Origin of the sequence: Dactylosporangium sp. NPDC051484, assembly GCF_040689395.1 — a bacterium.
GTDB lineage: Bacteria > Actinomycetota > Actinomycetes > Mycobacteriales > Micromonosporaceae > Dactylosporangium.
The window spans coordinates 60717-85609 of sequence record NZ_JBFAZX010000009.1; the positions used below are offsets into that span (position 1 = coordinate 60717).

25 protein-coding genes and 1 pseudogene are annotated in these 24893 nt (G+C 72.3%); 17 read left to right on the top strand and 9 right to left on the bottom strand.

Going from position 1 to position 24893, the window contains the following annotated elements:
• Positions 1-21: 21 nt before the first annotated feature.
• Genes AB0367_RS17850 through AB0367_RS17860 form a run of 3 tightly spaced genes read right to left on the bottom strand, consistent with a single transcriptional unit; the run spans position 22 to position 3073 of the window.
• The gene (locus tag AB0367_RS17850; RefSeq protein ID WP_366227423.1) at positions 22-510 is read right to left on the bottom strand and encodes a CoA-binding protein; all 489 of its coding nucleotides are present in this window, start codon (positions 508-510) and stop codon (positions 22-24) included.
• 8 nt (positions 511-518) lie between these two features.
• Complete coding sequence (locus tag AB0367_RS17855; protein ID WP_366227424.1) at positions 519-1844, bottom strand: O-acetylhomoserine aminocarboxypropyltransferase/cysteine synthase family protein; 1326 nt, start codon at positions 1842-1844, stop codon at positions 519-521.
• Between the two features lie 20 nt (positions 1845-1864).
• Entirely contained in the window at positions 1865-3073 is a 1209-nt protein-coding gene (locus tag AB0367_RS17860; protein ID WP_366227425.1) for a homoserine O-acetyltransferase, read from the bottom strand.
• A gap of 93 nt (positions 3074-3166) precedes the next feature.
• Between AB0367_RS17860 and AB0367_RS17865 the strand changes: the two genes are divergently transcribed.
• The 4 genes and pseudogenes from AB0367_RS17865 to AB0367_RS17880 all read left to right on the top strand — a co-directional run.
• Positions 3167-3715: an OsmC family protein gene (locus AB0367_RS17865; RefSeq protein ID WP_366227426.1), complete on the top strand. Its 549-nt coding sequence runs from the start codon at positions 3167-3169 to the stop codon at positions 3713-3715.
• A 47-nt stretch (positions 3716-3762) separates the two neighbouring features.
• Positions 3763-4977 carry an NAD(P)-binding domain-containing protein gene (locus AB0367_RS17870; protein WP_366227560.1) on the top strand — a complete coding sequence of 405 codons (1215 nt, stop codon included), beginning with the start codon at positions 3763-3765 and terminating at the stop codon, positions 4975-4977.
• A 97-nt stretch (positions 4978-5074) separates the two neighbouring features.
• Entirely contained in the window at positions 5075-5473 is a 399-nt protein-coding gene (gene tnpA, locus AB0367_RS17875; RefSeq protein WP_366227427.1) for an IS200/IS605 family transposase, read from the top strand.
• Positions 5474-6379, top strand: a pseudogene (locus AB0367_RS17880) (transposase); the annotation flags it as partial. It lies immediately after the preceding gene.
• A gap of 68 nt (positions 6380-6447) precedes the next feature.
• Here AB0367_RS17880 and AB0367_RS17885 read toward each other — a convergent pair.
• Positions 6448-8310, bottom strand: a complete 1863-nt coding sequence (locus AB0367_RS17885) for a DUF4118 domain-containing protein (RefSeq protein ID WP_366227428.1) — start codon at positions 8308-8310, stop codon at positions 6448-6450.
• 146 nt (positions 8311-8456) lie between these two features.
• Between AB0367_RS17885 and AB0367_RS17890 the strand changes: the two genes are divergently transcribed.
• Together AB0367_RS17890 and AB0367_RS17895 are read left to right on the top strand one after the other, a co-directional pair.
• Positions 8457-11309: an FAD-linked oxidase C-terminal domain-containing protein gene (locus AB0367_RS17890; protein WP_366227429.1), complete on the top strand. Its 2853-nt coding sequence runs from the start codon at positions 8457-8459 to the stop codon at positions 11307-11309.
• 81 nt (positions 11310-11390) lie between these two features.
• Positions 11391-11810, top strand: a complete 420-nt coding sequence (locus AB0367_RS17895) for a PPOX class F420-dependent oxidoreductase (protein ID WP_366227430.1) — start codon at positions 11391-11393, stop codon at positions 11808-11810.
• A gap of 15 nt (positions 11811-11825) precedes the next feature.
• Here the strand turns inward: AB0367_RS17895 and crcB are convergent, their stop codons facing one another.
• Together crcB and AB0367_RS17905 are read right to left on the bottom strand one after the other, a co-directional pair.
• Positions 11826-12185, bottom strand: coding sequence for a fluoride efflux transporter CrcB (gene crcB, locus AB0367_RS17900; protein ID WP_366227431.1), 360 nt, complete (start codon positions 12183-12185; stop codon positions 11826-11828).
• Complete coding sequence (locus tag AB0367_RS17905; RefSeq protein WP_366227432.1) at positions 12182-12697, bottom strand: CrcB family protein; 516 nt, start codon at positions 12695-12697, stop codon at positions 12182-12184. Before AB0367_RS17905 ends, crcB begins: the two co-directional genes overlap by 4 nt.
• Before the next feature lie 465 nt (positions 12698-13162).
• Between AB0367_RS17905 and AB0367_RS17910 the strand changes: the two genes are divergently transcribed.
• The 9 genes from AB0367_RS17910 (at position 13163) to AB0367_RS17950 (ending at position 19945) form a co-directional block, all read left to right on the top strand.
• Positions 13163-13927: an ATP-binding protein gene (locus AB0367_RS17910; RefSeq protein ID WP_366227434.1), complete on the top strand. Its 765-nt coding sequence runs from the start codon at positions 13163-13165 to the stop codon at positions 13925-13927.
• A 26-nt stretch (positions 13928-13953) separates the two neighbouring features.
• Positions 13954-14190 carry a hypothetical protein gene (locus tag AB0367_RS17915; RefSeq protein WP_366227435.1) on the top strand — a complete coding sequence of 79 codons (237 nt, stop codon included), beginning with the start codon at positions 13954-13956 and terminating at the stop codon, positions 14188-14190.
• A gap of 156 nt (positions 14191-14346) precedes the next feature.
• A complete protein-coding gene (locus AB0367_RS17920) occupies positions 14347-14883 on the top strand; it encodes a PadR family transcriptional regulator (RefSeq protein WP_366227436.1) in 537 nt (178 codons plus the stop codon).
• Positions 14880-15584: an ABC transporter ATP-binding protein gene (locus AB0367_RS17925; protein ID WP_366227437.1), complete on the top strand. Its 705-nt coding sequence runs from the start codon at positions 14880-14882 to the stop codon at positions 15582-15584. Before AB0367_RS17920 ends, AB0367_RS17925 begins: the two co-directional genes overlap by 4 nt.
• Positions 15581-17101 (top strand): FtsX-like permease family protein, encoded by a 1521-nt coding sequence (locus AB0367_RS17930; protein WP_366227438.1) that lies wholly within the window; start codon positions 15581-15583, stop codon positions 17099-17101. The genes AB0367_RS17925 and AB0367_RS17930 overlap by 4 nt, the downstream gene beginning before the upstream one ends.
• A 134-nt stretch (positions 17102-17235) precedes the next feature.
• Complete coding sequence (locus AB0367_RS17935; RefSeq protein ID WP_366227439.1) at positions 17236-17688, top strand: hypothetical protein; 453 nt, start codon at positions 17236-17238, stop codon at positions 17686-17688.
• 91 nt (positions 17689-17779) lie between these two features.
• A complete protein-coding gene (locus tag AB0367_RS17940; protein ID WP_366227440.1) occupies positions 17780-18655 on the top strand; it encodes a glutathione S-transferase C-terminal domain-containing protein in 876 nt (291 codons plus the stop codon).
• Between the two features lie 103 nt (positions 18656-18758).
• Positions 18759-19574: a GNAT family N-acetyltransferase gene (locus AB0367_RS17945; RefSeq protein WP_366227441.1), complete on the top strand. Its 816-nt coding sequence runs from the start codon at positions 18759-18761 to the stop codon at positions 19572-19574.
• Between the two features lie 95 nt (positions 19575-19669).
• Complete coding sequence (locus tag AB0367_RS17950; RefSeq protein ID WP_366227442.1) at positions 19670-19945, top strand: hypothetical protein; 276 nt, start codon at positions 19670-19672, stop codon at positions 19943-19945.
• Positions 19946-19954: 9 nt separating this feature from the next.
• On the opposite strand, the gene AB0367_RS17955 is transcribed toward AB0367_RS17950, so the two are convergent.
• A complete protein-coding gene (locus AB0367_RS17955) occupies positions 19955-22810 on the bottom strand; it encodes an MXAN_6230/SCO0854 family RING domain-containing protein (RefSeq protein ID WP_366227443.1) in 2856 nt (951 codons plus the stop codon).
• 182 nt (positions 22811-22992) lie between these two features.
• Here AB0367_RS17955 and AB0367_RS17960 point away from each other — a divergent pair, with 182 nt between their 5' ends.
• A complete protein-coding gene (locus AB0367_RS17960; RefSeq protein WP_366227444.1) occupies positions 22993-23400 on the top strand; it encodes a DUF3224 domain-containing protein in 408 nt (135 codons plus the stop codon).
• Between the two features lie 40 nt (positions 23401-23440).
• Here the strand turns inward: AB0367_RS17960 and AB0367_RS17965 are convergent, their stop codons facing one another.
• Positions 23441-24073 (bottom strand): GGDEF domain-containing protein, encoded by a 633-nt coding sequence (locus tag AB0367_RS17965; protein ID WP_366227445.1) that lies wholly within the window; start codon positions 24071-24073, stop codon positions 23441-23443.
• Positions 24074-24454: 381 nt separating this feature from the next.
• Here AB0367_RS17965 and AB0367_RS17970 point away from each other — a divergent pair, with 381 nt between their 5' ends.
• Positions 24455-24637 (top strand): DUF397 domain-containing protein, encoded by a 183-nt coding sequence (locus AB0367_RS17970; protein ID WP_366227446.1) that lies wholly within the window; start codon positions 24455-24457, stop codon positions 24635-24637.
• Between the two features lie 43 nt (positions 24638-24680).
• Here AB0367_RS17970 and AB0367_RS17975 read toward each other — a convergent pair whose 3' ends face one another.
• Positions 24681-24884, bottom strand: coding sequence for an SAM-dependent methyltransferase (locus AB0367_RS17975; RefSeq protein ID WP_366227447.1), 204 nt, complete (start codon positions 24882-24884; stop codon positions 24681-24683).
• Positions 24885-24893 lie beyond the last annotated feature (9 nt).

Below are 24893 nucleotides of genomic sequence, written 5' to 3' on the forward strand. Positions count from 1 at the left end.
CGCCTCGCGGCAGGGGCCGGCCTACTGCAGGCCGCTGCGGACGGACGTGATGCGCTGCGTGTTGAAGCCGAGCCAGTGCATCCGGCCCACATAGCGGGCGTGCTCGATCTTGATGCAGCGATCCTTGATCACTCGCAGGCCGGCTTCCTCGGCGATCCGCGTGCCCTCCGCGTTGATCACGCCGAACTGGCACCAGAGGGCGCCGGCGCGGATCGCCACGGCGTCGCGCGCGATGCCCGGCAGCGCATCCGGCGCGCGGAAGACGTTCACGACGTCCACCGGCACCGGTACGTCCAGCAGGCTCGCGTAGCACGTCTCGCCGAGGATCTCCGTCTCGCGGGGATTCACGGGGATCACGCGGAAGCCGTGCCGTTTGAGGTAGTAGCCGACGAAGTAGCTGGCCCGCAGCTCGTTGTTCGACAGGCCCACGATCGCGATGGTCCGTGCGCCGTGGAGCACCTGCTGGATCGTCAGCGGGTCCTGGTACAGCGTGAGATCGAGGTCGGTCATGTCCGTCGCTACCCTCTTCCCGCCGCTGCGGCGACCTGGGCGAAACCCTGCTCGAGGTCCCAGATCAGATCCTCGACGGACTCGGTGCCGACCGACAGCCGCACCGTGCCCGGTGCGACGCCAGCCGCCCGGAGCTCGTCGTCGCTGAGCTGGCGATGCGTCGTGCTGGCCGGGTGGATGATCAGGCTCTTCGCGTCGCCGACGTTGGCCAGGTGGGACCAGAGCGTCACGCCGCGGATGAGGTCCTGCCCGCCGGTCCGCCCGCCGGCGCACTCGAACGAGAACACCGCGCCCGCGCCGCGGGGCAGATACTTCTCCACCAGCGGCTGGTATCTGCTCGCCGGCAGGCCGGCGTAGGTCACATTGGCCGCGAGTTCGTGCGACTCGAGGAACGCCGCGACCGCCCGCGCGTTGGCGACGTGGCGATCCATCCGCAGTGACAACGTCTCGAGTCCCTGCAGGAACAGGAACGCGTTGAACGGCGAGAGCGCCCCGCCGAGGTCGCGCAGGGTCTCGGCCCGCAGCTTCATCAGGTAGCCGTAGGTGCCGAACGTCTCGTGGAACTGTAGGCCGTGGTAGGCCGGCGACGGATCGGCGATCACGGGAAACCGCCCGTTGGACCAGTTGAACGTGCCGGCCTCGACGACGATGCCGCCGATGCTCGTGCCGTGGCCGCCGATGAACTTGGTCGCCGAGTGGATCACGATGTCGGCGCCCCATTCGATCGGGCGGCACAGATACGGCGTCGCGAACGTGTTGTCCACGATCAGTGGCAGCTCATGCTCGTGGGCGATGGCCGCGACGGTCTCGATGTCCAGCACGTTGCCGGCGGGGTTGCCGATCGTCTCGCCGAAGAACGCCTTCGTGTTGGCGCGGACCGCCCGCCGCCACGCGTCCGGATCGTCGGGATCGACCCAGGTCAGCTCGACGTTCATCTTCCGCAGCAGGTGCTTGAGCTGGTTCACCGTCCCGCCGTACAGCGCCGAGGACGACACGACGTGGTCACCCGGCTGCAGCAGCGTGAAGAGCGCGGCCGCCTGCGCGGCGATCCCACTGGCGAACGCCACCCCGCCGCAGCCGCCCTCGAGGTTGGCCACCCGCTCCTCGAACACCGCGACGGTCGGGTTCATGATCCGCGAGTACGTGTTCCCGTACTCCTGCAGGTTGAAATACGCCGCCGCCGACTCCGGGTCTTCGAACACGTAGCTGGTGGTCTGGAAGATCGGTACGGCGCGTGCGCCCGTGTTCGGATCGGGCCGTTGCCCGGCATGCAACTGCCGTGTCTCGAACCCGAAGGCGCGGGCCTCCTCGGCCCGCGGCGGCTGTTCGGTCACGAAACCCTCATTTCTCGACGTCACGCGCCGGCCTCGCCCTCGGCCAGGAATCGTTGGATGATCGGCGTTTGCCGCGCCTCCTCGAGCAGGAAGCAGTCGTGGCCGTACGGCGCGTCGATCACATGGCATTCGACCGGCTTGCCGAGAGTGCGCAGGGCGTCCTCGATCTCCCGCGACGCCGTCGGCGGATACAGCCAGTCGGAGCTGAACGCGATCAGCAGTGTGCGTGCCGAGACGTCCCGAAGCGCCCGGTCGAGCGATCCACCGCCGTGCTGGCGCGCCAGGTCGAAATACGTCAGCGCCCGCGAGGTGTAGAGGTAGGTGTTGGCGTCGAATCGCTTGACGAACGAATCGGCCTGATGACGCAGGTAGCTCTCGACCTGGAACTCCGGTTCCGTGATCGTGTGCCGGATGTCGTCGGCGAACTGCAGCCGCCGGCCGAACCGGTCGGTCATCCCGGGCGCGGACAGGTAGGTGACGTGGCCGACCATCCGCGCCACGCCCATACCGGCCTCGGGGGAGCGGCCCGTGCCGTGGTAGTGGCCGCCCTGCCAGGCCGGGTCGCGCATGATCGCGTCGCGCGCGATCGCGTTCCAGGCCACGCCCTGCGCGTGGAGGGCGTGCGTGCTGGCGATCACCACGACAGCATCGACCCGATCGGGATAGAGAATCGCCCATTCCAGCGCCTGCATCCCGCCGAGCGAGCCGCCGGCCACCGCCGCCAGCCGCTCGATGCCGAGGACGTCCAGGAACGCCCGCTCGGTGCGCACCATGTCCGCCACCGTGATGACGGGAAAGTCCGACCCGTACGGCGCCCCGGTCGCCGGGTTGATCGAGGACGGCCCGGTCGTGCCCCGGCAGCCGCCGAGCAGGTTCGTGGAGACCACGAAGAACCGGTCCGTGTCGAACGCCTTGCCGGGACCGATCATGCCGTCCCACCAACCAAGACCCTTGCCGGTCGCGCCGTCGCGGTCCTCCGCCCCGAACCCGTCGCGGGTGCTCTGCGCGGACGCCGCCGACACGCCGGCCGCGTGGGCGTCACCGCTCAGCGCGTGGCACACCAGGATGACGTTGTCCCGATCCGGGGAGAGGGTGCCATACGTCTCGTAGGCGACTCTGACGTCGCGCAGCTCCCGTCCGCAGTCGAGCTGAATCGGCTCCGGCAGGTCGGCGTATCGTGTCTCGACACGACCGACGGAGCCGGCTGAGCGTGTCGAGGCGGGTCCCATGCGCATGATCATAGCCTGATCCGCCAGCTCGGTGTACTGTCAACCATCCCTACCGGGTGTATATGGGAGCTGGCTGAAGGGGTATTACGCGACATGACGACGGTCGAAAACGGGGTCAACGTCCAGGCACTGCTCGACGCGCGCGCGGCGCTCAAGGACGCGCCCGAGGCCGCCCAGTTCACCTGGCGGGCATCGTCCAAGTGGCAGCACGGCGTTCACAGCACCACGACGATCCAGAAGTTCTTCGGTCTCGGACAGGAGCAGAGCCACAAGACGGAGGCTGTGTTCGACGCCGACCACCCCGAGGTCTTCGCGGCGCAGGACAACGGCGTCACGCCGATCGAGTATCTGCTCGTCGGCCTGGCGAGCTGCCTGACGGCCGGTGTGGCCTCCGTCGCGCAGAACCGCGGCATCCAGCTGCGCTCGGTCGAGTCGGTCGTCGAGGGCAACCACGACATCCGCGGAATCCTCGGCGCCGACAGCGACGTCCGCAACGGCTTCAACGACATCAAGGTGACGTTCAACATCGACGCCGACGCCTCGAAGCAGGACATCGAAGCGTTGGTGGCCCAGTCGCAGAAGCGCTCGGCCGTGTTCGACGCGCTCACGAATCCCACGAACGTCACCGTCGAAGTCGCCTGAGCGGAGGCAGAGCCATCAAGGCCATCGAGCGCGCTACCGCGGTCGTCATCGGCGCGGGCCATGCGGGCCTCGCGGCGAGCCGCTTTCTCGGCGACCGGTCGATCGACCACGTCGTGCTGGAGCGCGGCGAGGTGGCCAACTCCTGGCGCCGCGAACGCTGGGATTCCCTGCGGCTGCTCACGCCCAACTGGCTGAGCCGCCTGCCGGGCCATCACTACGAGGGCCCAGATCCCGACGGTTACATGACGATGGGCGAAGTGGTCGAGTTCATCGAGCGCTTCGCCCTGCTGTCCCAGGCTCCCGTCCGGACCGGCACGAACGTCACGTCGGTCCGACGCACCGACGACGGCTACCACGTGACGACCAACCACGGCGAGATTCACTGCCGGGCGGTCATCATCGCCAGCGGCGCCTGCAACCGGCCCGCGCCGCCGCCGTTCCCCGGCGCGATACCGGGGTCGATCGAGCAGTTTACGCCGTTCGACTACCGCGGACCCGCCAAACTCCCGGACGGCGGCGTACTCGTCGTGGGGGCCTCGGCGACCGGCGTGCAGCTGGCGGCCGAGCTGCAGCGGTCGGGCCGGCCCGTGACCCTCTCGGTCGGTGAGCACGTGCGGCTGCCGCGCACGTATCGCGGACGGGACGTGCTGTGGTGGATGCACGCGTCAGGCGTGTGGGACCAGCGTTACGACCAGATCGACGATCTCACCCGCGCACGGCGGCTGCCCTCGCCCCAGCTGGTCGGCACCCCGCAGCGCACGACGCTCGACCTCAATGCCCTCACCGAGCTGGGCGTTGGACTGGTGGGCCGGCTGGCGGCCGTGCGTGACGGCCGCGCCTTGTTCTCCGGCGGCCTGCGTAACGTGTTCTCGCTTGCGGACCTCAAGATGCAGCGCCTGCTGGAGACGTTCGACGCGTGGGCGCGCGGCGACGGCCGTGACGCCGAGGTCGGCGATCCCGAGCCGTTCGCCCCGACGCGGGCACCCGAACCGAACCGGCTGCAGCTCGACCTGGGCAGCGGCGAGATCCGGGCGATCGTGTGGGCGACCGGCTTCCGGCCGGACTACGGGTGGCTCGACGTGCCCGTGGTCGATGCGAAGGGCCGGCTGAACCACGAGGGTGGCGTGGTCGTGGACAGCCCCGGACTGTATGCGCTGGGACTGCCCGTCCTGCGGCGCCGCAAGTCCACGTTCATCCACGGCATCGAGGACGACGCGCGCGAGGTGGTCGATCATCTCGCCCGGCACCTGGCCGGGCGCTGATCGAAGTGCGTAGCGCGCAGACCCCCGGCTTTAGCCGTGGGGTTAGCGCATCAACCCCGCATGAACAGTAGATAGCCGCCTGCTGTTAAGTGTCCATATGTCCGTTTCGCTGCGGTCGAACGGCAACGTCGTCTTCCAGTGCGCCTTCCACGTGGTGTGGTGCCCGAAGTACCGGCGTCGGGTACTCGGCGGCCGGATCGAGGAACGACTCAAGCAGCTCGTCCGCGAAGTTGTCGAGGAGAGAGGGGCGTGGCTGGCAGCCCTGGAGGTCATGCCCGATCACGTCCACCTGCTCGTCGAGGTCGACCCGCAGTACGGCGTCCACAAGCTGGTCAAGGCGATCAAGGGCCGCACGTCGCGTGTCCTGCGCGAGGAGTTCCCCTCGCTGAAGTCCCGGCTGCCGACGCTGTGGACGAACTCGTACTTCGTGGCCACCACGGGCGGCGCACCGCTCGCGGCGGTCAAGCGGTACGTCGAGCAGCAGAAGAGCCGCTGAATGCTGACTGGTCGCCGTTACCTCCTTGCCTTCATGCCGGAGCAGGCCGCCTACGCCGAGCAGGTCGGCGCAGCCTGTCGGGCGGTGTGGAACACCGGCCTGGAGCAGCGCCGCGAGTACCGCCGCCGCGGCGCGTACATCTCCTATGTGGAGCAGGCCCGGCAGATGGCCGAGGCCAAGAAGGACCCGGCCTGCGCGTGGCTGGCCGACGCCCCGTCCCACACGCTCCAGCAGACCCTGCGCGACCTGGACCGGGCATGCCGCGAGCACGGCACCTGGAAGGTGCGGTGGCGGTCCAGGACGCGCACGGTGCCGTCGTTCCGGTTTCCCGACCCGAAGCACATCACGGTGCGGCGCCTGAACCGGCGTTGGGGCGAGGTGCGCCTGCCGAAGTTCGGCCCAGTCCGGTTCCGCTGGACGCGCGCCATCGGCGGCACGATCCGCAACGCCACGGTGCTGCGCGAAGGCGGATGCTGGTACGTCTCGTTCTGCGTCCAGGACGGCATCACCGAGGTCGCCCCCAGCGGGAAGCCGCCGGTCGGCATTGACCGAGGCGTGGCCGTTGCGGTCGCCACCTCCGATGGCGACCTGCACGACCGTGCCTTCAACACCCCTGGCGAGGTGGGCCGGCTGCAGCGGTTGCAGCAACGCTTGTCCCGGTCCCTGTGCACTCACGGACGTAACCGTCGGTCGAAGCGCCGCGATGCGACCCGCGCCCAGCTTGGCCGACTCAACGCGCGCATCCGGGCACGCCGAGCCGACTTCGCCGCGCAGACCGCCGTGGCGCTCGTCCGCAGCCACGGCCTGGTCGCCGTGGAAGACCTGCGGGTCAAGAACATGACGGCCAGCGCGAAGGGCACCGTCGAGCGGCCCGGCCGCAACGTCCGCCAGAAGTCGGGGCTGAACCGGAAGTCAAGCGGATCACCCTGCCGAAGGCGCCGCGCCGCCCTGACGCTGAAGCCGGCCGACGCTGGTCATTCGTGGTCGATCGGGATGGTGGCCAGTAGCGATGTCCCTGCGCCGGGAGGGCTCGTGATCGTCATGTGCCCGCCGAGTGTCTCGACACGGTCCTTGAGGCCGATGAGTCCGACTCCTCGCTCGGGGTCGGCGCCTCCGACCCCGTCGTCGTGGATGGCGAGCCGCAGTGTCTTGTGCTGTGTTGTCACCTCGACGTGCACGACCGACCCGTGCGCGTGCTTGGCCGCGTTCTTCAGGGATTCCGACACGACGTGATAGGCGGTCGTTTCGACTCCCGCGGGCAGCGGGTGCTCAGCGTGGATGCGCAGGTCGACCGGGACCGGGCACCGGCGGGCGAGGGCGTTGAGGGCCGGCTTCAGGCCGCCGGTGGTGAGGACCGCGGGATGAATGCTCTGTGCGAACTCCCGTAGGTGCTGCACGACCTCTTTGAGCTCTCCCGTTGCTCGTGCCAGCTGTGCCCGCACCGGCGGGGGTATCGTGTCGGCCTGTTCGGCCGCGCCCAACGCGCCCAGCTCGAGGTAGATGGCGACGAGTTGTTGTTGTGCGCCGGCGTGCAGTTCGTGCTCGATGCGTTGGCGTTCCTCGTCGGCGGCGGTGGCGATGCGGGCGCGGGAGGCGAAGAGCTGGGCGCGGTTGTCGGCGTTGGAGATCGCGGTGGAGGCGAGGTCGGTGAAGTCCTTGATGCTCGCCTCCGCGTCGGAGGGCAGGGGCTCCGGCCGCATGGACGCGACGGCCACCGCACCCCACAGCCGGCCCTCGACCACGATCGGCACGCCGACCGCGGCGTGGACGCCCAACACGCGCCCGAGGGCGCCGCTTGTGCCGGGGATTTCGGCGTAGTCATCGATCCGGGCAGCGCCGCCGGTGTGCCACACCCGTGCAACGGTGGCGGCGTCCTCGATCGGCCGGCCACTGCCGATCAGTTTCGGCAGGCCGGGCTGGTTGGTCGCGAGGATCGTGAACCTGTCGTCGGACTCGTAGCGCACCAGTGTCGTGGGACGGTTGTCCAGGAGCCGGCTGACCTCCGTCATGACCGCGTCGAAGACCTCCGCAGGACTGGCGCCACGCGCGACGAGCGTCGCCACCCGTCGCAACGCGGCCTGCTGCCGTGCCAGCCGCTGGAATGCTTCCCCTCTGAGTTCCAGCGCGTTGAGCATGGCCCCGCGTTCCCGCGCGGCGCGCAGCAGCGACGCCAGCGACGGCACGACGCGCTGCCGCAGACGCTGCAACTGCTCGGCGGACACCACAGCACGCACTTGCAGGGTGCCGAGCGCGGTGCCACCGTCGTACAGCGCAAACGTGTGTCGCACATCGCGCGAAGCGCCGCCGGGGGGAGGTTCTCCCTCGAAGAGCGTTTCGACCTCAACCGCGGCGGCCGGCAGATCGAGGGCGTGCGCGATGCGGTGCGCGACCGTGGGCACCGCCGCGGCGACGTCGTCGACGTTCAGCAGCAGGCTGGCCATCTCGGCCGTGAGATCGGACTCCTGCGCCTCGACAGCCCTCGATCGGGACATGTCCGCCAAGGCGCTGGTCAGCACGGCGACGACAAGGAAGATCGCGAGCTGGACCCAGTCCCGGCTGTCGGTGGCAGTGAAACGCCCGGCCGGGGAGGTGTGAAAGAACGCGTACGCGAGGGTGCTGGCCACCGCCGTCGCCACGCCCAGCCAGAGTCCCCACAGCGTCGAGACCACCAGCACACCGAGCAGATAGATCACATCCACGGCGGCTGTCGTCGTGACCGCGAGCAGGGGGTACACGAGGAGGGTCTCAACCACGATCATGAAGACGGCGACCGCGATCCCCCACGCGCGACGCGGCTGCCTCGGGCGCACCAGCAGCAACAGTGGACTCGCACCCACAGTGCCATTTTATCCGTGTTCAGGCGTTTCCTCGGTTCTTACGTGATCGTGATACGGATGTGGAGGGCGCCATCCGGCGCGGCGAGAGTGCCACGGCCCGGGCGGTATAAGATCGCCGTCGACACGGCGCGAGTGGGAAGAGGGACATGACCGGCGGCACTGGAGATGATCTCGTCGGTCGCCTCAGCCGGGCGGGCGTGGGTGACGTGCTGGCCGACGCGGCGCATCGGGCGGCGTATTCCAGCGACGCCTCGCTGTACCGGGTCGTGCCCCGGGCGGTGGTCCGGCCCCGCTCCGACGACGACGTCGCCGCCACCCTCGAGGTCTGCCGCGACCTCGGCGTGCCGATCACGGCCCGCGGAGCCGGGACGTCGGTGGCCGGCAACGCCATCGGCCGCGGCGTCGTGCTCGACTTCAGTCGGCACATGAACCGCGTGCTGGACGTCGACGCCGATGCCAGCACCGCGCGGGTGCAGGCCGGCACCGTGCACGCCACCCTGCAGGCCGTCGCACGGCCGCTGGGCCTGCGCTTCGGCCCCGATCCGTCGACGCACACCCGCTGCACCATCGGCGGCATGATCGGCAACAACTCGTGCGGGTCGCGGACCCTCGGCTACGGCCGGACCTCGGACAACGTGCTCGGCCTCGACGCACTCACCATCGACGGCGAGCGGCTGTCCACCGGGCGGGACGACCAGGGGCGACCCACCCTGGAGGGCGCCAAGGCGATCGCCGAGTCGCTGCAGGCGATCACCCGGGCCAACCTGGCGGTCGCCCGCACCGAATTCGCCAGCTTCGGCCGGCAGGTCTCCGGCTACGCCGTCGAGCACCTGCTGCCCGAGCGGGGCTTCGACCTGAGCGGCCTGCTGGTCGGCAGCGAGGGCACCCTGGCGGTGGTCACCGAGGCGACGGTACGGCTCGTCGCCGACCCCGCGCACCGCCTGCTGGTCGTCCTGGGCTACCCGGACTTCGGCTCGGCTGGCGACGCCGTCCCCACCGTGCTGGAGTTCGCCCCGACGGCCTGTGAGGGCATCGACTCCCGCATCGTCGAGGTGGTCCGCAGCCGGCGGGGTCCGGATGCGGTACCGCCACTGCCGGACGGCCGGTCATGGCTGTTCGTCGAGATCGCCGGCGACGACCTCGGCGAGGCGCGGGAGCGCGCGCGGCGGCTGGTGGCGGCGGCCGGCGCGGTCGGCGCGAGGGTAGTCGAGGACACCGCCGAGGCCGCGCCGCTGTGGCGCATCCGCGAGGACGGCGCCGGGCTCGCCGGGCGTGCCCCCTCCGGCCTGCCCGCGCACGCCGGGTGGGAGGACGCCGCCGTACCGCCCCAGCGCATCGGCGACTACCTGCGCGACTTCGACGCCCTGACCGAGCAGCACGGGCTGAGCGCCATGCCCTACGGGCACCTCGGCGACGGCTGTGTCCACGTCCGGCTCGACTTCCCGCTCGACAAGCCGGGCGGACCGGGGAAGTTCCGCGCGTTCCTGGAGGACGCCGCTGACCTCGTCGTGCGCTACGGCGGGTCGCTGTCGGGGGAGCATGGCGACGGCCGGGCCCGCAGCGAGCTGCTGCCGCGGATGTACTCCCCGGCGGCGATGGACCTGTTCCGCTCGGTCAAGCAGGCCTTCGACCCGGAAAACCTGCTCAACCCCGGCGTGCTCGTCGATCCCGACCCGGTCGACGCGGACATCCGCGTCGCGTCGGCCCGCCCGGTCCGGGCGAAGCTGGCCCTGGCCTACCACAGCGACGGCGGGGACTTCAACCAGGCCGTGCACCGCTGCACGGGTGTGGGCAAGTGCCGCGCCGACACGACCGTCCTCGGCGGCGTCATGTGCCCGTCGTTCCTGGCCACCCGCACCGAGAAGGACTCGACCCGCGGCCGCGCCCGGGTATTGCAGGAGATGCTCGACGGCGACCTCGCCCCCGACTGGCGCGCCCCCGCCGTGCACGATGCCCTGGACCTGTGCCTGTCCTGCAAGGGCTGCGCCTCGGACTGCCCGACCGGCATCGACATGGCCGCGTACAAGGCCGAGGTGCTGCACCAGAGCTACAAGGGGCGGCTCCGGCCCCGTTCGCACTATTCCCTGGGACGGCTGCCGCGCTGGTCGCGCCTGGCCGCCCGGATGCCGCGGCTGGCCAACCGGCTCACCTCGCTGCCGGGCGTGCGCACCATCGCGCTGTACCTGGCCGGGGTCGACAAGCGCCGCTCGATCCCGGAGTTCGCCCACCAGACCTTCCGCCGGTGGTTCCGCACCAGCGCGCCGCAGCGGCCCGCCACGGGCCGGCCGGTCGTGCTGTTCGTCGACAGCTTCACCGACCACTTCGCCCCGGAGATCGCCAAGGCCGCGGTCGAGGTACTGACCGCCGCCGGATACGCGCCCGAGATCACCACCGAGTCCGCGTGCTGCGGCCTGACCTGGATCAGCACCGGCCAGCTGGACGCGGCCCGCCGCATCCTCGGGGCGACCGTCGAGCAGCTGCGCGACGCGGCCGAGCGCGGCGTGCCGATCGTCGGCCTGGAGCCGTCGTGCACCGGCGTGCTGCGCAGCGACCTGGTCGAGTTGGTCGACACCGAGGACGCCCGCAAGGTCAGCGCGGCGACCGTGACGGTGGCCGAGCTGCTGGCGCGCACCCCGGACTGGTCGCCGCCGTCGCTGGCCGATGTGCGGGTCGTCGCCCAGCCACACTGCCACCACCACGCGGTCATGGGCTGGGACGCCGACGCCAAGCTGCTCAAGGCGGCCGGGGCCACCGTGCGACGGCTCGGCGGCTGCTGCGGCCTGGCCGGAAACTTCGGCGTCGAGCGGGGCCACTACGACGTCTCGGTGCAGGTCGCCGAGCAGCAGCTGCTGCCAGCCCTGCGGGACGCGGGGGAGGACGACGTGTTCCTCGCCGACGGGTTCTCGTGCCGCACCCAGGCCGCCGACCTCGCCGGCGTGCCCGGCAAGCACCTCGTCCAGCTGCTCGCCGAGGCCCTGCCGGAGCGCCCGCGGACCTAGGTCGGATCGAGCCCGGCCGGGTCACCCCGGGGCTCCTCCGGCGCGGGCCCGGCGGCGCGCCAGACTTCACGTGTGCCAACGATGACCGACAACGAGGCGATCGCGTTCCTGTCGCAGGGGACGCACACCGGCAAGCTCGCCACGGCCGGCCCGTCCGGCGACCCGCACACGGCGCCGATCTGGTTCGTCGTCGAGGGCCGCGAGCTCGTCTTCAGCACCGGCCGGGACTCGGTGAAGGGCCGTCACCTGCGGGAGAACCCGAGGGCGGCGCTCACCGTGGACGTGGAACAGTTCCCGTACCACTTCGCCGCCGTTCGCGGCCAGGTCGAGGTCGCCGAGGACCCGCCGGACCTGGTCGACTGGACTACCAAGATCGCCCGGCGGTATGTGCCGGAAGAAGAGGCGGAGCGCTACGGCGAGGTCAACAGCACCCCCGGCAGCCTACTGTGCCGGCTGCACATGGACAGAGTGACCGGGGTCCGCGACATCGCGCTGCTGTAGCGGCGGCCAGGCCAGTCACCGTACTGCCTGGGCCAGCAGCAGCCCGACCGCGCCGGCGCCGAGGCCGGCGACCACCGAGGCGAGCACGTTCATGACCGCGTAGAACCGGGCGCCGATCTGCACGAGCCGCAGCGTCTCGTAGCTGAACGTCGAGTAGGTGCTCAGCGCGCCGCAGAAGCCCGTGCCCAGCAGCGCGGTCACCGCCGGGTCGGCCGGCAAGCCGGTGACCAGGCCCAGCAGCAGCGAGCCGGCGACGTTGACCGTCATCGTGCCCCACGGGAACACCGAGTCGTGCCGGGCCTGGATCGCCCGGTCCGTCAGGTACCGAAGCGGCGCCCCGACCGCTGCGCCCGCCAGGACCAGCAGCAGCATCACCGCGCGGCACCCGCCTTCGCGATCGCCCGCTCGCTCGCCCGCCCGGCCCATCGCGACACCACCGCGCCGGTCGCCGCCGCCCCGGCCCACACCGCCAGCAGCGCACCGACGACCGTCACGGCCAGATACGCCAGCGCCGCCCAGGGCGCGCCCGCCCCCGCGGTCTGATGGATGTCCATCACGTACGTGGAGAACGTGGTGTAGCCACCGAGCACGCCGACGCCGACGAACGGGCGCAGCAGCCGCCGCTCGGTGGCCACCTCGGTCACGATCACCATCAGCACGCCGATGAGCAGGCATCCGGACACGTTGATCACCAGCGTCGCCCAGGGGAATCCGCCGCGCGGATGCGGCCAGGCCGTGGACAGCCCGTAGCGGGCCAGCGTCCCGCACACGCCGCCGGCCGAGATCGCCGCCAGCACCGGCACCGGGCTCGGGCGCAACTCCGCCCGTTCCGCGGGCACGTGCAGGTCGATATCGGAGTCCACCGGTGTGGGGTCGCGCTCGACCATCGATTCCCTCCCTACCAGGGCATACGGCAGCTCACTGGCAGGGACCGTTGGCGGCGTCGCGGTTCACCCCCGCATCCGAGGGTCGGCGGGCCCCACCGCCGGCGGCGCCCATGCGCGGCGCCGCGACCAGCGTAACGGACGCCGCCGGCACCGGCCCCGCAGCGGGCGGTGTCCGTCAACTGTCGACGCGTCTCTGGCGCTCCCGGCGCGGCTCGCGACAATCCGGGCCGGGCCGGCCCCCCGGCATCCGACGGCGGCGCGTGCACGCTGCTCAAGCAGCGCTGTCCACCCGACGGTGACGGCCGTATCGCTGGTGGTGATGGTGGAGTTCCCCGACCGGGCGATGACCTGGGCTGTCGGGCAACATCCCGCGAACATCGCAGGAAACCTGGCCGCTTTTCCCGCAGTACATCGCCTTCCTGTGGCATATTGCAAATATTTGCTGGTGCGCTGGAGGATGCTTGCATGGTCGAGTCGGCGATCGCGGTGCGCGTTGATGTCGATCTTGCGCTGGTTCAGATCGTCGCGGTCGGCGCCTGGACCCGGCGGTTGCGAGTCGACCTCGTCGCGGCTGTGCGCAAGGCGCTGATCGAGCGGCCACGGGCGATACTGCTCGACCTCGAGCGCTTCGCCGACGCGGACAGCGCCATGGCCGCCTCGGTGATGCTGGCCGAGCGGCGGGGGACCGGGCTCGATCCGCCGGTGCCGATCGTCGCGGTAGCCTCCGGCGGCATCCACGAGCGACTGCGGACCGGGGGCGTCGCCGAGCGGGTGGCGATCTACGCGAACCTCGCCGAGGCACTCGCCGCCCTGGCCGACGACCTGCCACCGCCGCAGCGGACCGCGCTGCAGCTGCAACCCGACGTGCTGTCACCGTGCGCGGCACGCAACCACGTGGCCGACGCCTGCCTGGCCTGGGGCCTCGTCCACCTGCTCCACCCGGCCCGCGCGATCGTGTCCGAGCTGGCGACGAACGCCGTCGAGCACGCGGGCACGCCGTTCACCGTGACGGTGTCGCGCCGGGACCACCTGCTGCACCTGGCGGTGGAGGACGGCGACCCGGCGCTGCCGCGCACGCTGCCGTGGGCCGGCGAAGGCCCGTCACTCGCGCCGCGGGGTGCCGGGCTGCGCCTCGTCGCCAGCGCGGCGAGCGCGTGGGGGACGGCGCCGACCGCGGCTGGCAAGGTGGTCTGGGCCACATTGGGCACCCTGGACCCGCCCCGAGGTTGAGATGCGACCCAGGGCGCGCCCCTGGCATGCATCGGACTGACCTGCGTTCCGCGCTCACCGGCGCGGGCGTGGCGAGTGCGCCCCTGGCGTGCTTCGGACTGACTGGCGCCGCGCTGCCGTGGAACCCGACCCGCAGCCCGGGCGTCGGTGTCGGCGTGCTCGTCACCTGCCCGGCCGGGCTGCTCGTGGGCTCCGGCACTGACCAGTTCGGCGCCCCGGACCCGGCCCTCGACCAGGATCGGGCTGGTGACGGCGCCCAGTAGCGGCTGGTCCGCGCCTGCCACGGCTGCATCGGGCTGTTGCCGGTCACGCGCTGACGTCGGGCCCGGCCGGACCGGCTCACCGGGCGGCCCCCCGCGCGGCGGCCGTACAACGGGATGGCTTGACGGCGGCTATTCATCCGGTGAATAGTGATTCTCATGTCCGCGCCGTATGTGCTGCTCGGGCTGCTCTGGGGTGGGCCGAAGCACGGCTACGACCTCAAGCACGCCTACGACCGCACCTTGCCCCGCGCCAAACCGCTCGGGTTCGGCCAGGTGTACGCCACGCTTGGCCGCCTGGAGCGGGACGGCCTGGTGGCGCAGGCCGGCCACGACCGGGCCGGCGGGCCGGACCGCACCACGTTCGCCATCACCGACGCCGGGCGCGGCGATCTCGAGTGCTGGGTCGCCACCGTCGAGCCGCCCGCGCCGCACGTCGGCGGGGTGCTGCTGGCCAAGGTCATGGTGGCGCTGATGTGGCCGGACGCCGAGCGGGCCGTGGCATACCTCGCCGCTCAGCGCAAGGCGCACACCGACCGGCTGCGCGAGCTCACCGCCGCGAAGACCAACCCGGCCGCGACGTTCGGCGACGTCATCGCCGCCGACTACGCCATCACTCACCTCGACGCCGACCTGGTGTGGCTGCGTACCACCCTGGCCCGCGTCGCCGACCTGCACTCGGGGGTGCACGAATGAGAGACATTCTGCAGGCCAGGGCGGTGGTCCGCGCATACGGCGCGACGCCCGCGCTGCGCGGCGTCACGCTCGACGTCGCCGAGGGGGAGATCCTCGCGATCACCGGGCCCAGTGGCTGCGGCAAGTCGACGCTGCTGCACTGCCTCGCCGGGATCATGCGGCCCGACTCCGGCGAGGTCGCCTACCGCGGTACCCGCATCGACACACTGTCCGAGGCGGCCCGCTCGCGGCTGCGGCGCACCGAGTTCGGCGTGCTCTTCCAGTTCGGGCAGCTGGTCGCCGAGCTGACCGCGGCGCAGAACGTGGCCCTGCCGCTGCTGCTCGCCGGCACCGGGCGGCGCGAGGCGCGCACCGCGGCGCTGGCCTGGCTGGAGCGCTTCGGCGTCGCCGACGTCGCCAACAGCCGGCCCGGCGAGATGTCCGGCGGCCAGCAGCAGCGCTGCGCGATGGCCCGGGCGCTGGTCACCGAGCCGCGGCTGATCTTCGCCGACGAGCCGACCGGCGCGCTGGACACCCTCACCGGCGAGCAGGTCCTCGGCCAGCTCGTCCGGGTCGCGCACGAGCAGCACACCACCGTCGTGCTGGTGACGCACGACGCGCGGGTCGCCGGATACGCCGACCGCGAGATCGTGCTTCGCGACGGCGCCGTCGACGAGAGCGGGCTCGGTATCGCTCTGCCGACCGGACGGCACGGCCGGTGAGGACCGGCACGCTGTTGCGGCTCGGCCTGGCCGGGTCCCGCACCGACACCATGCGGGTCGTGCTGACCGCGCTGAGCACCGCCCTGGCCACCCTCGCCGTGCTCACCGCGGCGAACGTCGTCGCGATCGGCCAGCTCACGCTCCACGGCGTCGGAGCGGACGAGTGGGCCGAGCAGTACAGCAACGCGCTGCTGCGCGAGCCCGGCCTGCGCCCCGGCGTGGTCATGACGCTGCTGCTGCTCACCGTGCCGGTCTTCGCCCTGGCCGGGCAGTGCGCGCGGCTCGGCGCGCCGGCCCGCGACCGGCGCCTCGCCGCCTTCCGCCTGGCCGGGGCGACCCCGGCGCAGGCCGTCGCCGTCGCCGCCGCCGAGACCGGCGTCGCGTCGCTGGCCGGGTCGTTGAGCGGGCTCGCGGTCTTCCTGGTCGGGCACGAATTGCTCCACCGGCCCGACGCCGAGGGGCGCCTGCCGCTGCCGACCGACGTCTCCCCGCCCGCCTGGTTCGTGGCGGTCGCGGTGCTCGCCATCCCGGCGCTCGCCGCGCTCGCGGCCGCGGTGGTCATGCGGCGCGTGACGGTCGGGCCGTTCGGAGTCGTACGGCGAGTGCGCCGCACCCGCGGCCCGCGCCCCTGGTCGGGCGTGCTCATCGTGCTCGGCCTGCTCGCGTTCGCCGCGGTCGGGTCCGCCTCGCCGCTACGGGTACACCTGCGTCTCCACGTCCCGGAGTGGTTCGTGCCCACGATGTTGCTCGTCGGCGTCGCGTGCGCCGGGCTCGGGATCGTCATCGGCACCGGCTGGGTCACCTACGCGGCCGGGCGGCTGCTGCACCGCCGTGCCCGCCGCGCCTCGACCGTGCTGGCCGCGGCCCGGCTCGTGGCCGACCCGTGGAGCGGCAGCCGGACCCTCGCGGTGCTGCTGGTCTGCGTGTTGTTCGGCGGGGGCGCGGCGGCGCTGCGCGCGCAGTTCGCCGCCGGCGCGGAAGCCCAGCGCGCGCTCGATGCGATCGAGAACCCAGGCTTCGCCGCGACCAGCGGCGTCGACGACTCGTTCTACCTGCGCACGCTGGACCTCGTCGACGCCGCGCTGCTGACCGCGGTGGCGCTGACCGCGATCGCGATGCTCGTCGTCGTCGCGGAGGGCGTGGTCACCCGGCGGCGGGAGTACGCGTCGCTGGTCGCCGCCGGCGTGCCCCGCGCGACGCTGGGCCGCTCGATGCTGTGGCAGGCACTGCTGCCGGCGGTCCCGGCGATCCTCGTCGCGCTCGTCGTCGGCGTGGCGCTGATCCGCACCATCGGCGGCGAGGCCATCGCCGGCGGCGGCGTGTCGATGACGTGCGACGCGACGGGCCAGAACTGCCAGGCCACCGAACACCCCAAGGTGGTCCGGGCGGTCCCGGTGCCCTGGGCGGAGCTGTCCCGCGACGGGGGCGTCGCCGTTCTCGCGGTGCTCGCCACCACCGGCGCCGGCCTGCTGTTCCTGCGCCGCAGCACCGACCTGGAGGAGATCCGGGCGACGTGAGGCCGCCACCGCCGTCCGTCGCCGCGTTCCGCAGCGTCGGCGGGCGGCGTACGATCAGAATCGACGCAGCAAGCGACGCGAGCTCCGTAGCTCACACGACGCACCGGTAGGTGTGCGCGCTGTACGGAGGCATCATGATCGTCACGCGAGACTCGATCAGGGTGGGCGTGCCACCCATGTCGGCATACGAACATCTGGTGCGGTTCATCGAATTCCCGCAGTACCTCTCCGGGGTGTTGAGCCTGACCCCGCTGGACAGCAAGACCGCGCGTCTCGTGCTCGACATCGGCGGCAGGCGCGTCGAGTTCGACGCCGTCGTCGCGGATGCCGAACCGGGCCGGTTCGTGCGGTGGCGGGCGCGCGACCACTCGGAGATCGTCGAGTCGTTCTGGCTGGAGGCCGTCGCGGATGAGCAGACCGACGTGGTCTGCATGACGGAGGTGGACGACAGCCAGCTGTCGCTGTACGGCGAGGTCCTCGAGGTCACGTTGCGGTCCCGGCTGCGCACAGACCTCAAGGGCTTCAAGCGCTTCTGCGAGGAGTCGGCGGCGCGGGCCGCCGAGGGCGAGGAGAGCCGCCCGGGCTAGCCGGTTCGGCGGGCTCGCCGTACGGGTGGACGAATTCCTATCTCGCAGATAGGCTTAGTGGGTAACTGTGTCCCGTCCGGGGGGAGGCCCCATGCCGAAACTGCCGCGCTCCAGCCGACTGGCCAGCCCCGTCGACACCACGGCCCACGGGAAGTACCGCATCGTCCGGCGACCGGACGACCCCCGGCCGTTGTACCGGTTCAACGACCACGTCGTCGACAAGCCACAGCCCGGCCGCTACCACATCTACGCGGGCTGGTTCTGCCCGTGGTCGCAGCGCGTGATCATCACCCACGCCCTCGCCGGCCTCCAGGGCATCGTCACGGTTTCGTACGTCGACAACGCCCGCGACGGGCGCGGCTGGGCATTCCGCGAGCGCTACGGGCCGGACCCGGTCAACGGGTTCACGTTGCTGCGCCAGGCGTACGACGCGACGGAGGAGGCCTTCGACGGCCACGTCAGCGTGCCGACGCTGTGGGACCGCGCCACCGCCCGCGTGGTCAGCAATGACTTCAAGGGCATCGGGATCGACCTCGCCACTCGCTTCCAGCACCTCGCGACGCCGATCGTGGACGCCTACCCCGAGGCCCACCGTGCGGAGATCGAGGAGCTCGACGCGTGGCTCAACCCGGCGGTCAACCGCGGCGCGCTGGCCGCCGAACAGCCCGGCCCCGACGGCGAGCGGGCCCGCGCCGCGCTCCACGAGGCGCTCGCCGCCCTTGACGAACGCCTGGCCAGGCGCCGGTATCTGCTCGGCCCGGACATCACCGAGGCCGACGTCCGGCTGTTCGTCACGCTGGTGCGCCTCGGCACCGGCATCACGCGGTACCCCGACCTGTGGGCGTACGCCCGCGACCTGTACACGGTCCCGGCGTTTCGCGACAGCACCGACTTCACCACGTTCACCCCGCCGGGCACCGAGCTGCCCGACTGGAGCGAGCCGGTGCGCCGGCCCGCCTACACCTGACCGGCCACCGACTCCGCGAGCGCGGCCGGATTCGCCCCGGCCGCGCACGGTCAGGGTCCGCCGCCGTGCGCGAAGGCGAACAGGCATGATGTGATGGACCGCTGTGGAGGAAGGAAAGCAGCCCCTCGGCGGTCGCTCAGACCTGATGATCGCCATGGAGCGGAACCTCGCCGAACATGCCTGTCACTTGCACCGGCATGTGGCGGGCTCGACCGTCATTGAAACCAACGACCTCTTGATCGCCGACAGCGGCCTGGACGACGACACCTTCAACATCGTCGCGGCGGCGCGTCTCACGCCGGGCACCGCCCCGACCCGGATCACGCAGACCCTTCAGGCGCTGGCCACCACCGGGCGTCCCTTCTCGTGGTGGGTGGGCCCGGCCTCCACGCCGGCGGATCTCGCCGCGCTCCTGGAAAGCGCCGGTCTCCAGGCGTCCGAGACCGAGACCGGCATGTGGCAGGACCTCCGTGAGGCCCCACCCCAGCAGCCTGCTGTGGACCTGGTCATCCACCGGGTTCGGACGCCCGGGCAACTCGCCGACTACTCGGCCGTCCTGGCGGCGAACTGGAACCCACCGGCCGCCACGGTGCGTCGCTTCCTCGCCGATGCCGCCGACTGGGCCCTCGCCCCCGACTGCCCCGCTCGCTACCTCGTCGGCTACGTCGACGGCCGTCCCGTCTGCTCGGCCGAGGTCTTCCTGCACGCGGGAGTCGCTGGGATCTACAACATCGCCACCCTGGCGAGCGACCGCCGGCGCGGCTACGGCAGCGCCATCACCCTGGCGACCTTGCACACCGCCTACGGCGCGGGCTACCGCACGGTGGTCCTGCAAGCCTCTTCCGATGGCGAACCCGTCTATCGCCGGCTCGGGTTCCAACCTTGCGGCCGCTTCACCGAGTACGCCATCGTTCCCTGAAACCCAGCGGAAATGGCGGGCGGTACGGGCTCGGCGCGCGGCGCGAGCGCGGTCCGGGGGTGGTCGCGGAGCTGTTTGGGCCGCGGTACCGCGTCGTGACCGGCTTCGTCGTCGTGCTCGGCGCGCTGGTCCAGTTGACCGGGGTCAGCGCCGTCGGCAACTTCTCGCCGCGGATCTTCGAGGGCATGGGGTACCGAGGGATGAGCACGCTCGGCGGCGCGACCACGTTCGCCGCGCTGCTGGCCGTCACGGTCGCGTCGTGGCTGTACCTGTTCCGGCAGGCCCCGGAGACGCGCGGGCGCACCCTTGAGGAGATCCACGAGTACTGGCAGAACGGCCGAACCTGGCCACGGCCGGTCACTTCTGACTGAGCCGGCCGCCTACCGGGACGCGTCCACCGGCACCAGCCCGGCCAGCAGGTCCGCGGCCGACACCGGGGTCCACGGCGCGCCGGCGGCGCCATCGGCGAGCAGCGCCACCGAGCCCTCCGCGACGTCGCCGCCGGCGATGGCGGCGAGCCGGTCCGGGTCGGCCGCCGCCGCGAACGCGCGGGCCGAGGCGGGGATTGCCGCGGTACTGCGGCGGCCCGAGCTCGCCGCGGCGCGCACGGCGGCGACGACCTCGGCCGGCGCGGCGGCCGGCATCGTGGTCGCCGAGCCGTCGGCGTGGGCGATGACGACCCGGTCCGCACGGGCGGCGGCGTGCCAGGCGGCGACGTCCAGCAGCGTGGCCCGGTTGCGGGCGGCGAAGTGCTCCCACAGGTCGGCGGCGACCCGGCCCAGCCGCGCCCCGTGCTGCCCGACGTTGTGTCCGTATCCCTTCGTGGTGAGGCTGGCGTCGATCCACATCAGGGCGCCGGTGGGCACGTGCAGCACCATCGGCGCCAGCGACCTGGCGTCGCCGCGCAGCCCGAAGCGCTGCATGACCCGGGCGGCGTCGAACGCGGCGCCGCGCTCCTGCGGGAGGGAGAACCCGGCGAACGCCGCGGTCAGCGCCTCGAACGGCACGTCGTTGTAGCTCAGCACGACCGGCACCGCCCAGGTCACGCCGGCGGCGCGCAGCAGGTCGCGGTCGAGGTCGAGGAACTCGGTCGCGCCGAGCGGGGGCGGCGCCGAGGTCAGGTCGCCGGAGTGGATCGCCGCGTCGCCCTTGAACCGCAGGCGCGTGTAGTCGCAGTGTCCGGCCGGCGCCCACGCCGCGTTGTAGAAGGCGCAGGACAGGTCGAGGTCGACCCGGTCGTGCTCGCTGTCGACCCAGTGCAGGAACAGGCGCAGCACCGGCGCGGCGTCCAGTCGCCGGATGCTGCCGCGCGGCCACCCGGCGAGCTGCTCCGAGCCGGCCCGCTCGCGGGTGGGTGCGGGCACCCCGGCGAGCGCCGCGTCGAGCACGGCGACGTCGAACCGCTCGAGCCGCGCGGCGCGGCCGGCCAGCTCGGCGTCCACGGTGGACCGGATCGCCGCGATCGCGGCGGCCGGCAGCGCGGCGCGGCGCTCGGGCTCGGTCCAGGTGCGGACCACGTCGCCCTTCGGGAAGAACGTGCGACGGGGTGTGCCGGGCGCCGGCCCGAAGCTCTTGGCAGGACGCGGTCTCTGGGCCACCGGCGGCGGGCGCAGGCCGAGCACGCGGCGCATCGCGTCGCCGACGGCGCCGATCCGTGTCGCCGGCACGGCGGCGGACTCGGCGAGGGGCGCCGCCGCGGGCACGGCGACAGCCTCGGCGCTCGTCTTGGGCACGGCGACCGTGGCGTCGCGACCGGTGAGCTCGGCCGCGGCGGCCGCCAGCACGCCGGGGGCGACCCGCGGCGCGACCCGCGCGGCGGCGTCGAGCACCCGGCCCCGGGCGCCGTCGTCGTCGCCGGCGAGCCGCAGCAGGTGGTCGAGGCGCCGCCACAGGTCACCTGGGCGCCGGCCGAGCAGGTCGGCGGCGGCCGCCGGGTCGCCGTCCGCGACGGCGTCCTCGACCAGGGCGGCGAACGTGCGGACCCGGACGGAGACGATGTCGCCGGCGTGCTCGATGAGCACGATCCGGTCCGGGTCGCGGCGGCTCGCGGCGGTCATGGCCCGGCCCAGCGGGCCGCCGGCCGGCGCGCGGGTGCCCCGCAGGGCGGCGAAGACGACCGCGGCGCTGGGATGCGCGGCGATCCGCTCGAAGGGGTGCAGCCGCTCCGCCAGGCGCTTCCACACGGTCGGGTGGCGTGCGACGTCCTCGGCCGCGGTGGCGCAGTCGAGCGCGTCGATGAATGCGAGCGTGGCGCCGCGCAGCGGGCGGGGCAGCGCGCGTACGCGTGGCGCCGTGACCGTGACGCGTGGCTCGTCGGCCGGTCGCCAGGCCTCGTTGGGCCCGTCCGGCTCCCGCCGGCGGGGCAGGACGAGGCCAGGGTCGCCGCCCGAGTACGCCCACAGGGTCCGCGCCACGTCGGTGACCGTGCCCCAGCGGGCGGTCGCGGCGTCGACGACCGGGGCGAACGACGGCTGCAGCGCGGTCGCGTGCAGGGCCCAGGCGATGACCGCGGCGAGGGTTTCGCGGGCCGGCACCACCGCTGGCAGCCAGTCGAGCCGGTCGGGGGCGGTGGCGGCGACGAGCGTGCGCAGGTCCGCCAGGTCGGCCTCGCCGAGCGCGGCCGGGCGGGCGACGAGGTCGTCGCGCAGGCGCACGGCGGCCGCGGCCGGGTCAGGTTCGAGGTGCAGCCGCCTCAGCCGCACCGGCCGGGTGGCGCCCGCACCGGCGCCCGATGGTGCGACCACGGGCAGGTACGCGTTGCCGGCGGTGAGGCGCCGCCCGCAGATCGGGCAGGCCGAGTACGCCTGAGGGTCGAAGCACACCTCGCACACCGGGTGGCCGCACGGGTCCAGCGGGTGGACGCTGCCGACGGTGCCGCACAGCAGGCACGGCGCGGCGTCGGCCTGCAGCAGGTGCACGATGAGCCGCTCCACGTACAGCCGACCCGGGTCGGTGGGCGTGTCCGGGAATCCGCGGAACAGCGGCACGTGGTCCCGGTCGGCGCCGGTGCTCTCGTCGGCGACGGCGCAGACCCAGTCGGCCCAGCGTAGCCGGGCGGCCGGGTCGAGGCCGGCGAAGCGCTGCCGCAGGGGCGGGTCCAGCAGCCAGCCGCGGGCGGCCAGGTCGGCCTCGACGGCCCCGACCCAGGCCTCCCCGTCGGCCGGTGGCGGCCCCTCGGGCGCGGGCAGCGGCGCAGCGCCGGCCCGGCGCAGGAGAACTGTGGCGAGCGCGTCCATGCGACGGTGTCCTCGGTGGGCGATGGGATGGCGGGCAGGCGAAAGCCGGGGCGGAGAGTCGGAACGCTGGATCTTTTGCAGAAGAGGTGAGAAGGAAGCGCACCTGGGAGCCGCCCCGGCCGGTTCGATGTTACGGCCACGGGGTTCCTGCGCGCATGCCGGTTTCTGGGTAGGCTGCGGGCATGCGAGCGAGCGGCACCTTCAGCGTGAAGAGCTTCGTCCCGACGGCCGTCGTGCCCGAGCCGGCGATCGCGACCGCCCTGCCGGTCGGCATCTCGCTGATGGAGAAGACCTTCGACGGGGACATCACCGGCCGGTCGGCCACCCTGTTCACGGCCGCCTTCGACCAGGCCTCCGGCGCGGGCACCTACATCGCGATGGAGTCGTTCGAGGGCACCGTCGCCGGGCGCGCGGGCACGTTCAACTTCGTGCACTCGGCGTCGACGTCGGGCAGTGACCGGACGGGGGAGTATTTCGCGATCGTTCCGGGCAGCGGCACGGGTGAGCTGACCGGCATCCGCGGTGGCGGCGGCCTGATGATCGATGCGGACGGCATCCACCGCATCTGGTTCGACTACGACCTCGGGTAGCCGGCCGGCCTGCGGGGGATCAGTCGTGGCGTCGTGCGGGTCAGGCCCAGACGACGTAGGAGCAGTATCGGTTGGCCTTGGCGCGATACATCGCGAGGTCGGCCCGGCGGATGAGCTCCGCGATCGTCGTGGGGGCGCCGTCCACGGTGGCCACGCCGATCGACGCGGTGACCGTGAGCTGGCTGCCGTCGATCGCCATCGGCTCGGTGATGGCGGCGGCGATGGCGTCGACCGCGGCCGACCACTGCGTGCCGGGTCCGGCCGGCGGGGAATCGGTGAGGATCGCGGCGAACTCGTCGCCGCTGAGGCGGACGGCGAGGTCGTCGCCGACGCAGCGGGACAGGCGCGCGGCCACGGTGCGCAGCACCTCGTCGCCGACGGCGTGGCCGTAGCGGTCGTTGATCGGCTTGAAGCCGTTGAGGTCGAGGACCACCGCCGCGCACTGCCCGGTCCGGCCGAGCAGCCCGGGCCCGACGGTGTTGAGGTGCCGGCGGTTGGCCAGGCCGGTCAGCTCGTCGTGGTTGGTCTCCCACCACAGCGCGGCGCGCTCGGCCTCCAGCAGCGCCACCTGCGCGCGCAGCCGCGCCAGCTCGGCGTCGGCCGGTGTGCTCGCAGCCTCGGTGCCGTCCGGTGGGGTCATGGTGCTGCAGTCGCCCTGGCTGAGGAGATCCATCGATAGCCTCTCTGACCACAGCAGGGCGGCACGGTAAACGGAGATATGCGGGCCGGCTGCCGTCCCGCATCGCCGTGGCAATCATCGCGCGGCAGCTTCCACCGTGCAAGATTTCACAGAGGAAGACTTCTGGGCGAATTTTCAAGATAGATCTTGATCGCTTACGCTGAGTGCGCGAAAATTTCACCAAGAACGAAGAACAATGATCACACGCAGTTCTATGCGCCAGGTTGTCCGATATTGTCCACCAAAGATGGCGAAATCCATTACTGAGCGTGATGTTTTTGTGCATCCGTGCTTCGGATTCCGGGGTGCGGGGCAGGCGTCGGACGCCCCCGTTGAAGGAGAGCAGCACGAATGCACGGCGATAGTGGATGGATCATGTCGAGCCGGTCGACGGGCAACGGCGGCAGCTGCGTGGAGGCGCGCCGGCACGACGGGCAGATCGAGGTGCGCAACAGCAAGCGACCCGGCGAGAGCACCGTGCGCTTCACCGTCGAGGAGTGGGACTCGTTCCTCGACGGTGCGAAGAAGGGTGAGTTCGACCGGCTGCTGACCGACTGAGTCGCGGCCGGTCAGCAGCCGGCCAAAGCTAGGCCGGGGGTGGTCACGGCGTGCCGCCGATGCCCGCCCAGGTGCCCGCCCGGATGCCGTCCGGACCGGCCGGCTGCGCCCGCACCACGCCGGGGTCGAGGATGTCGAGGCCGGTGAACAGCCGCTCGACCTCCTCCCGGGTGCGCACCGTCCCGGGCGTCGCGGTGCGCCGCTGGTAGGCGTCCTCCGCGAGCGTGTTCTGGCTGCCCGGCGTCACCGCCGAGAC

Bases quoted from the DNA above. Each gene is read 5' to 3' on its own strand.
- AB0367_RS17850 (WP_366227423.1), bottom strand. From the start codon at position 510: ATGACCGACCTCGATCTCACGCTGTACCAGGACCCGCTGACGATCCAG.
- AB0367_RS17860 (WP_366227425.1), bottom strand. From the start codon at position 3,073: ATGGGACCCGCCTCGACACGCTCAGCCGGCTCCGTCGGTCGTGTCGAG.
- AB0367_RS17865 (WP_366227426.1), top strand. From the start codon at position 3,167: ATGACGACGGTCGAAAACGGGGTCAACGTCCAGGCACTGCTCGACGCG.
- tnpA (WP_366227427.1), top strand. From the start codon at position 5,075: ATGTCCGTTTCGCTGCGGTCGAACGGCAACGTCGTCTTCCAGTGCGCC.
- AB0367_RS17890 (WP_366227429.1), top strand. From the start codon at position 8,457: ATGACCGGCGGCACTGGAGATGATCTCGTCGGTCGCCTCAGCCGGGCG.
- AB0367_RS17895 (WP_366227430.1), top strand. From the start codon at position 11,391: ATGACCGACAACGAGGCGATCGCGTTCCTGTCGCAGGGGACGCACACC.
- AB0367_RS17905 (WP_366227432.1), bottom strand. From the start codon at position 12,697: ATGGTCGAGCGCGACCCCACACCGGTGGACTCCGATATCGACCTGCAC.
- AB0367_RS17910 (WP_366227434.1), top strand. From the start codon at position 13,163: ATGGTCGAGTCGGCGATCGCGGTGCGCGTTGATGTCGATCTTGCGCTG.
- AB0367_RS17915 (WP_366227435.1), top strand. From the start codon at position 13,954: ATGCATCGGACTGACCTGCGTTCCGCGCTCACCGGCGCGGGCGTGGCG.
- AB0367_RS17920 (WP_366227436.1), top strand. From the start codon at position 14,347: ATGTCCGCGCCGTATGTGCTGCTCGGGCTGCTCTGGGGTGGGCCGAAG.
- AB0367_RS17925 (WP_366227437.1), top strand. From the start codon at position 14,880: ATGAGAGACATTCTGCAGGCCAGGGCGGTGGTCCGCGCATACGGCGCG.
- AB0367_RS17935 (WP_366227439.1), top strand. From the start codon at position 17,236: ATGATCGTCACGCGAGACTCGATCAGGGTGGGCGTGCCACCCATGTCG.
- AB0367_RS17940 (WP_366227440.1), top strand. From the start codon at position 17,780: ATGCCGAAACTGCCGCGCTCCAGCCGACTGGCCAGCCCCGTCGACACC.
- AB0367_RS17955 (WP_366227443.1), bottom strand. From the start codon at position 22,810: ATGGACGCGCTCGCCACAGTTCTCCTGCGCCGGGCCGGCGCTGCGCCG.
- AB0367_RS17960 (WP_366227444.1), top strand. From the start codon at position 22,993: ATGCGAGCGAGCGGCACCTTCAGCGTGAAGAGCTTCGTCCCGACGGCC.
- AB0367_RS17965 (WP_366227445.1), bottom strand. From the start codon at position 24,073: ATGGATCTCCTCAGCCAGGGCGACTGCAGCACCATGACCCCACCGGAC.
- AB0367_RS17970 (WP_366227446.1), top strand. From the start codon at position 24,455: ATGTCGAGCCGGTCGACGGGCAACGGCGGCAGCTGCGTGGAGGCGCGC.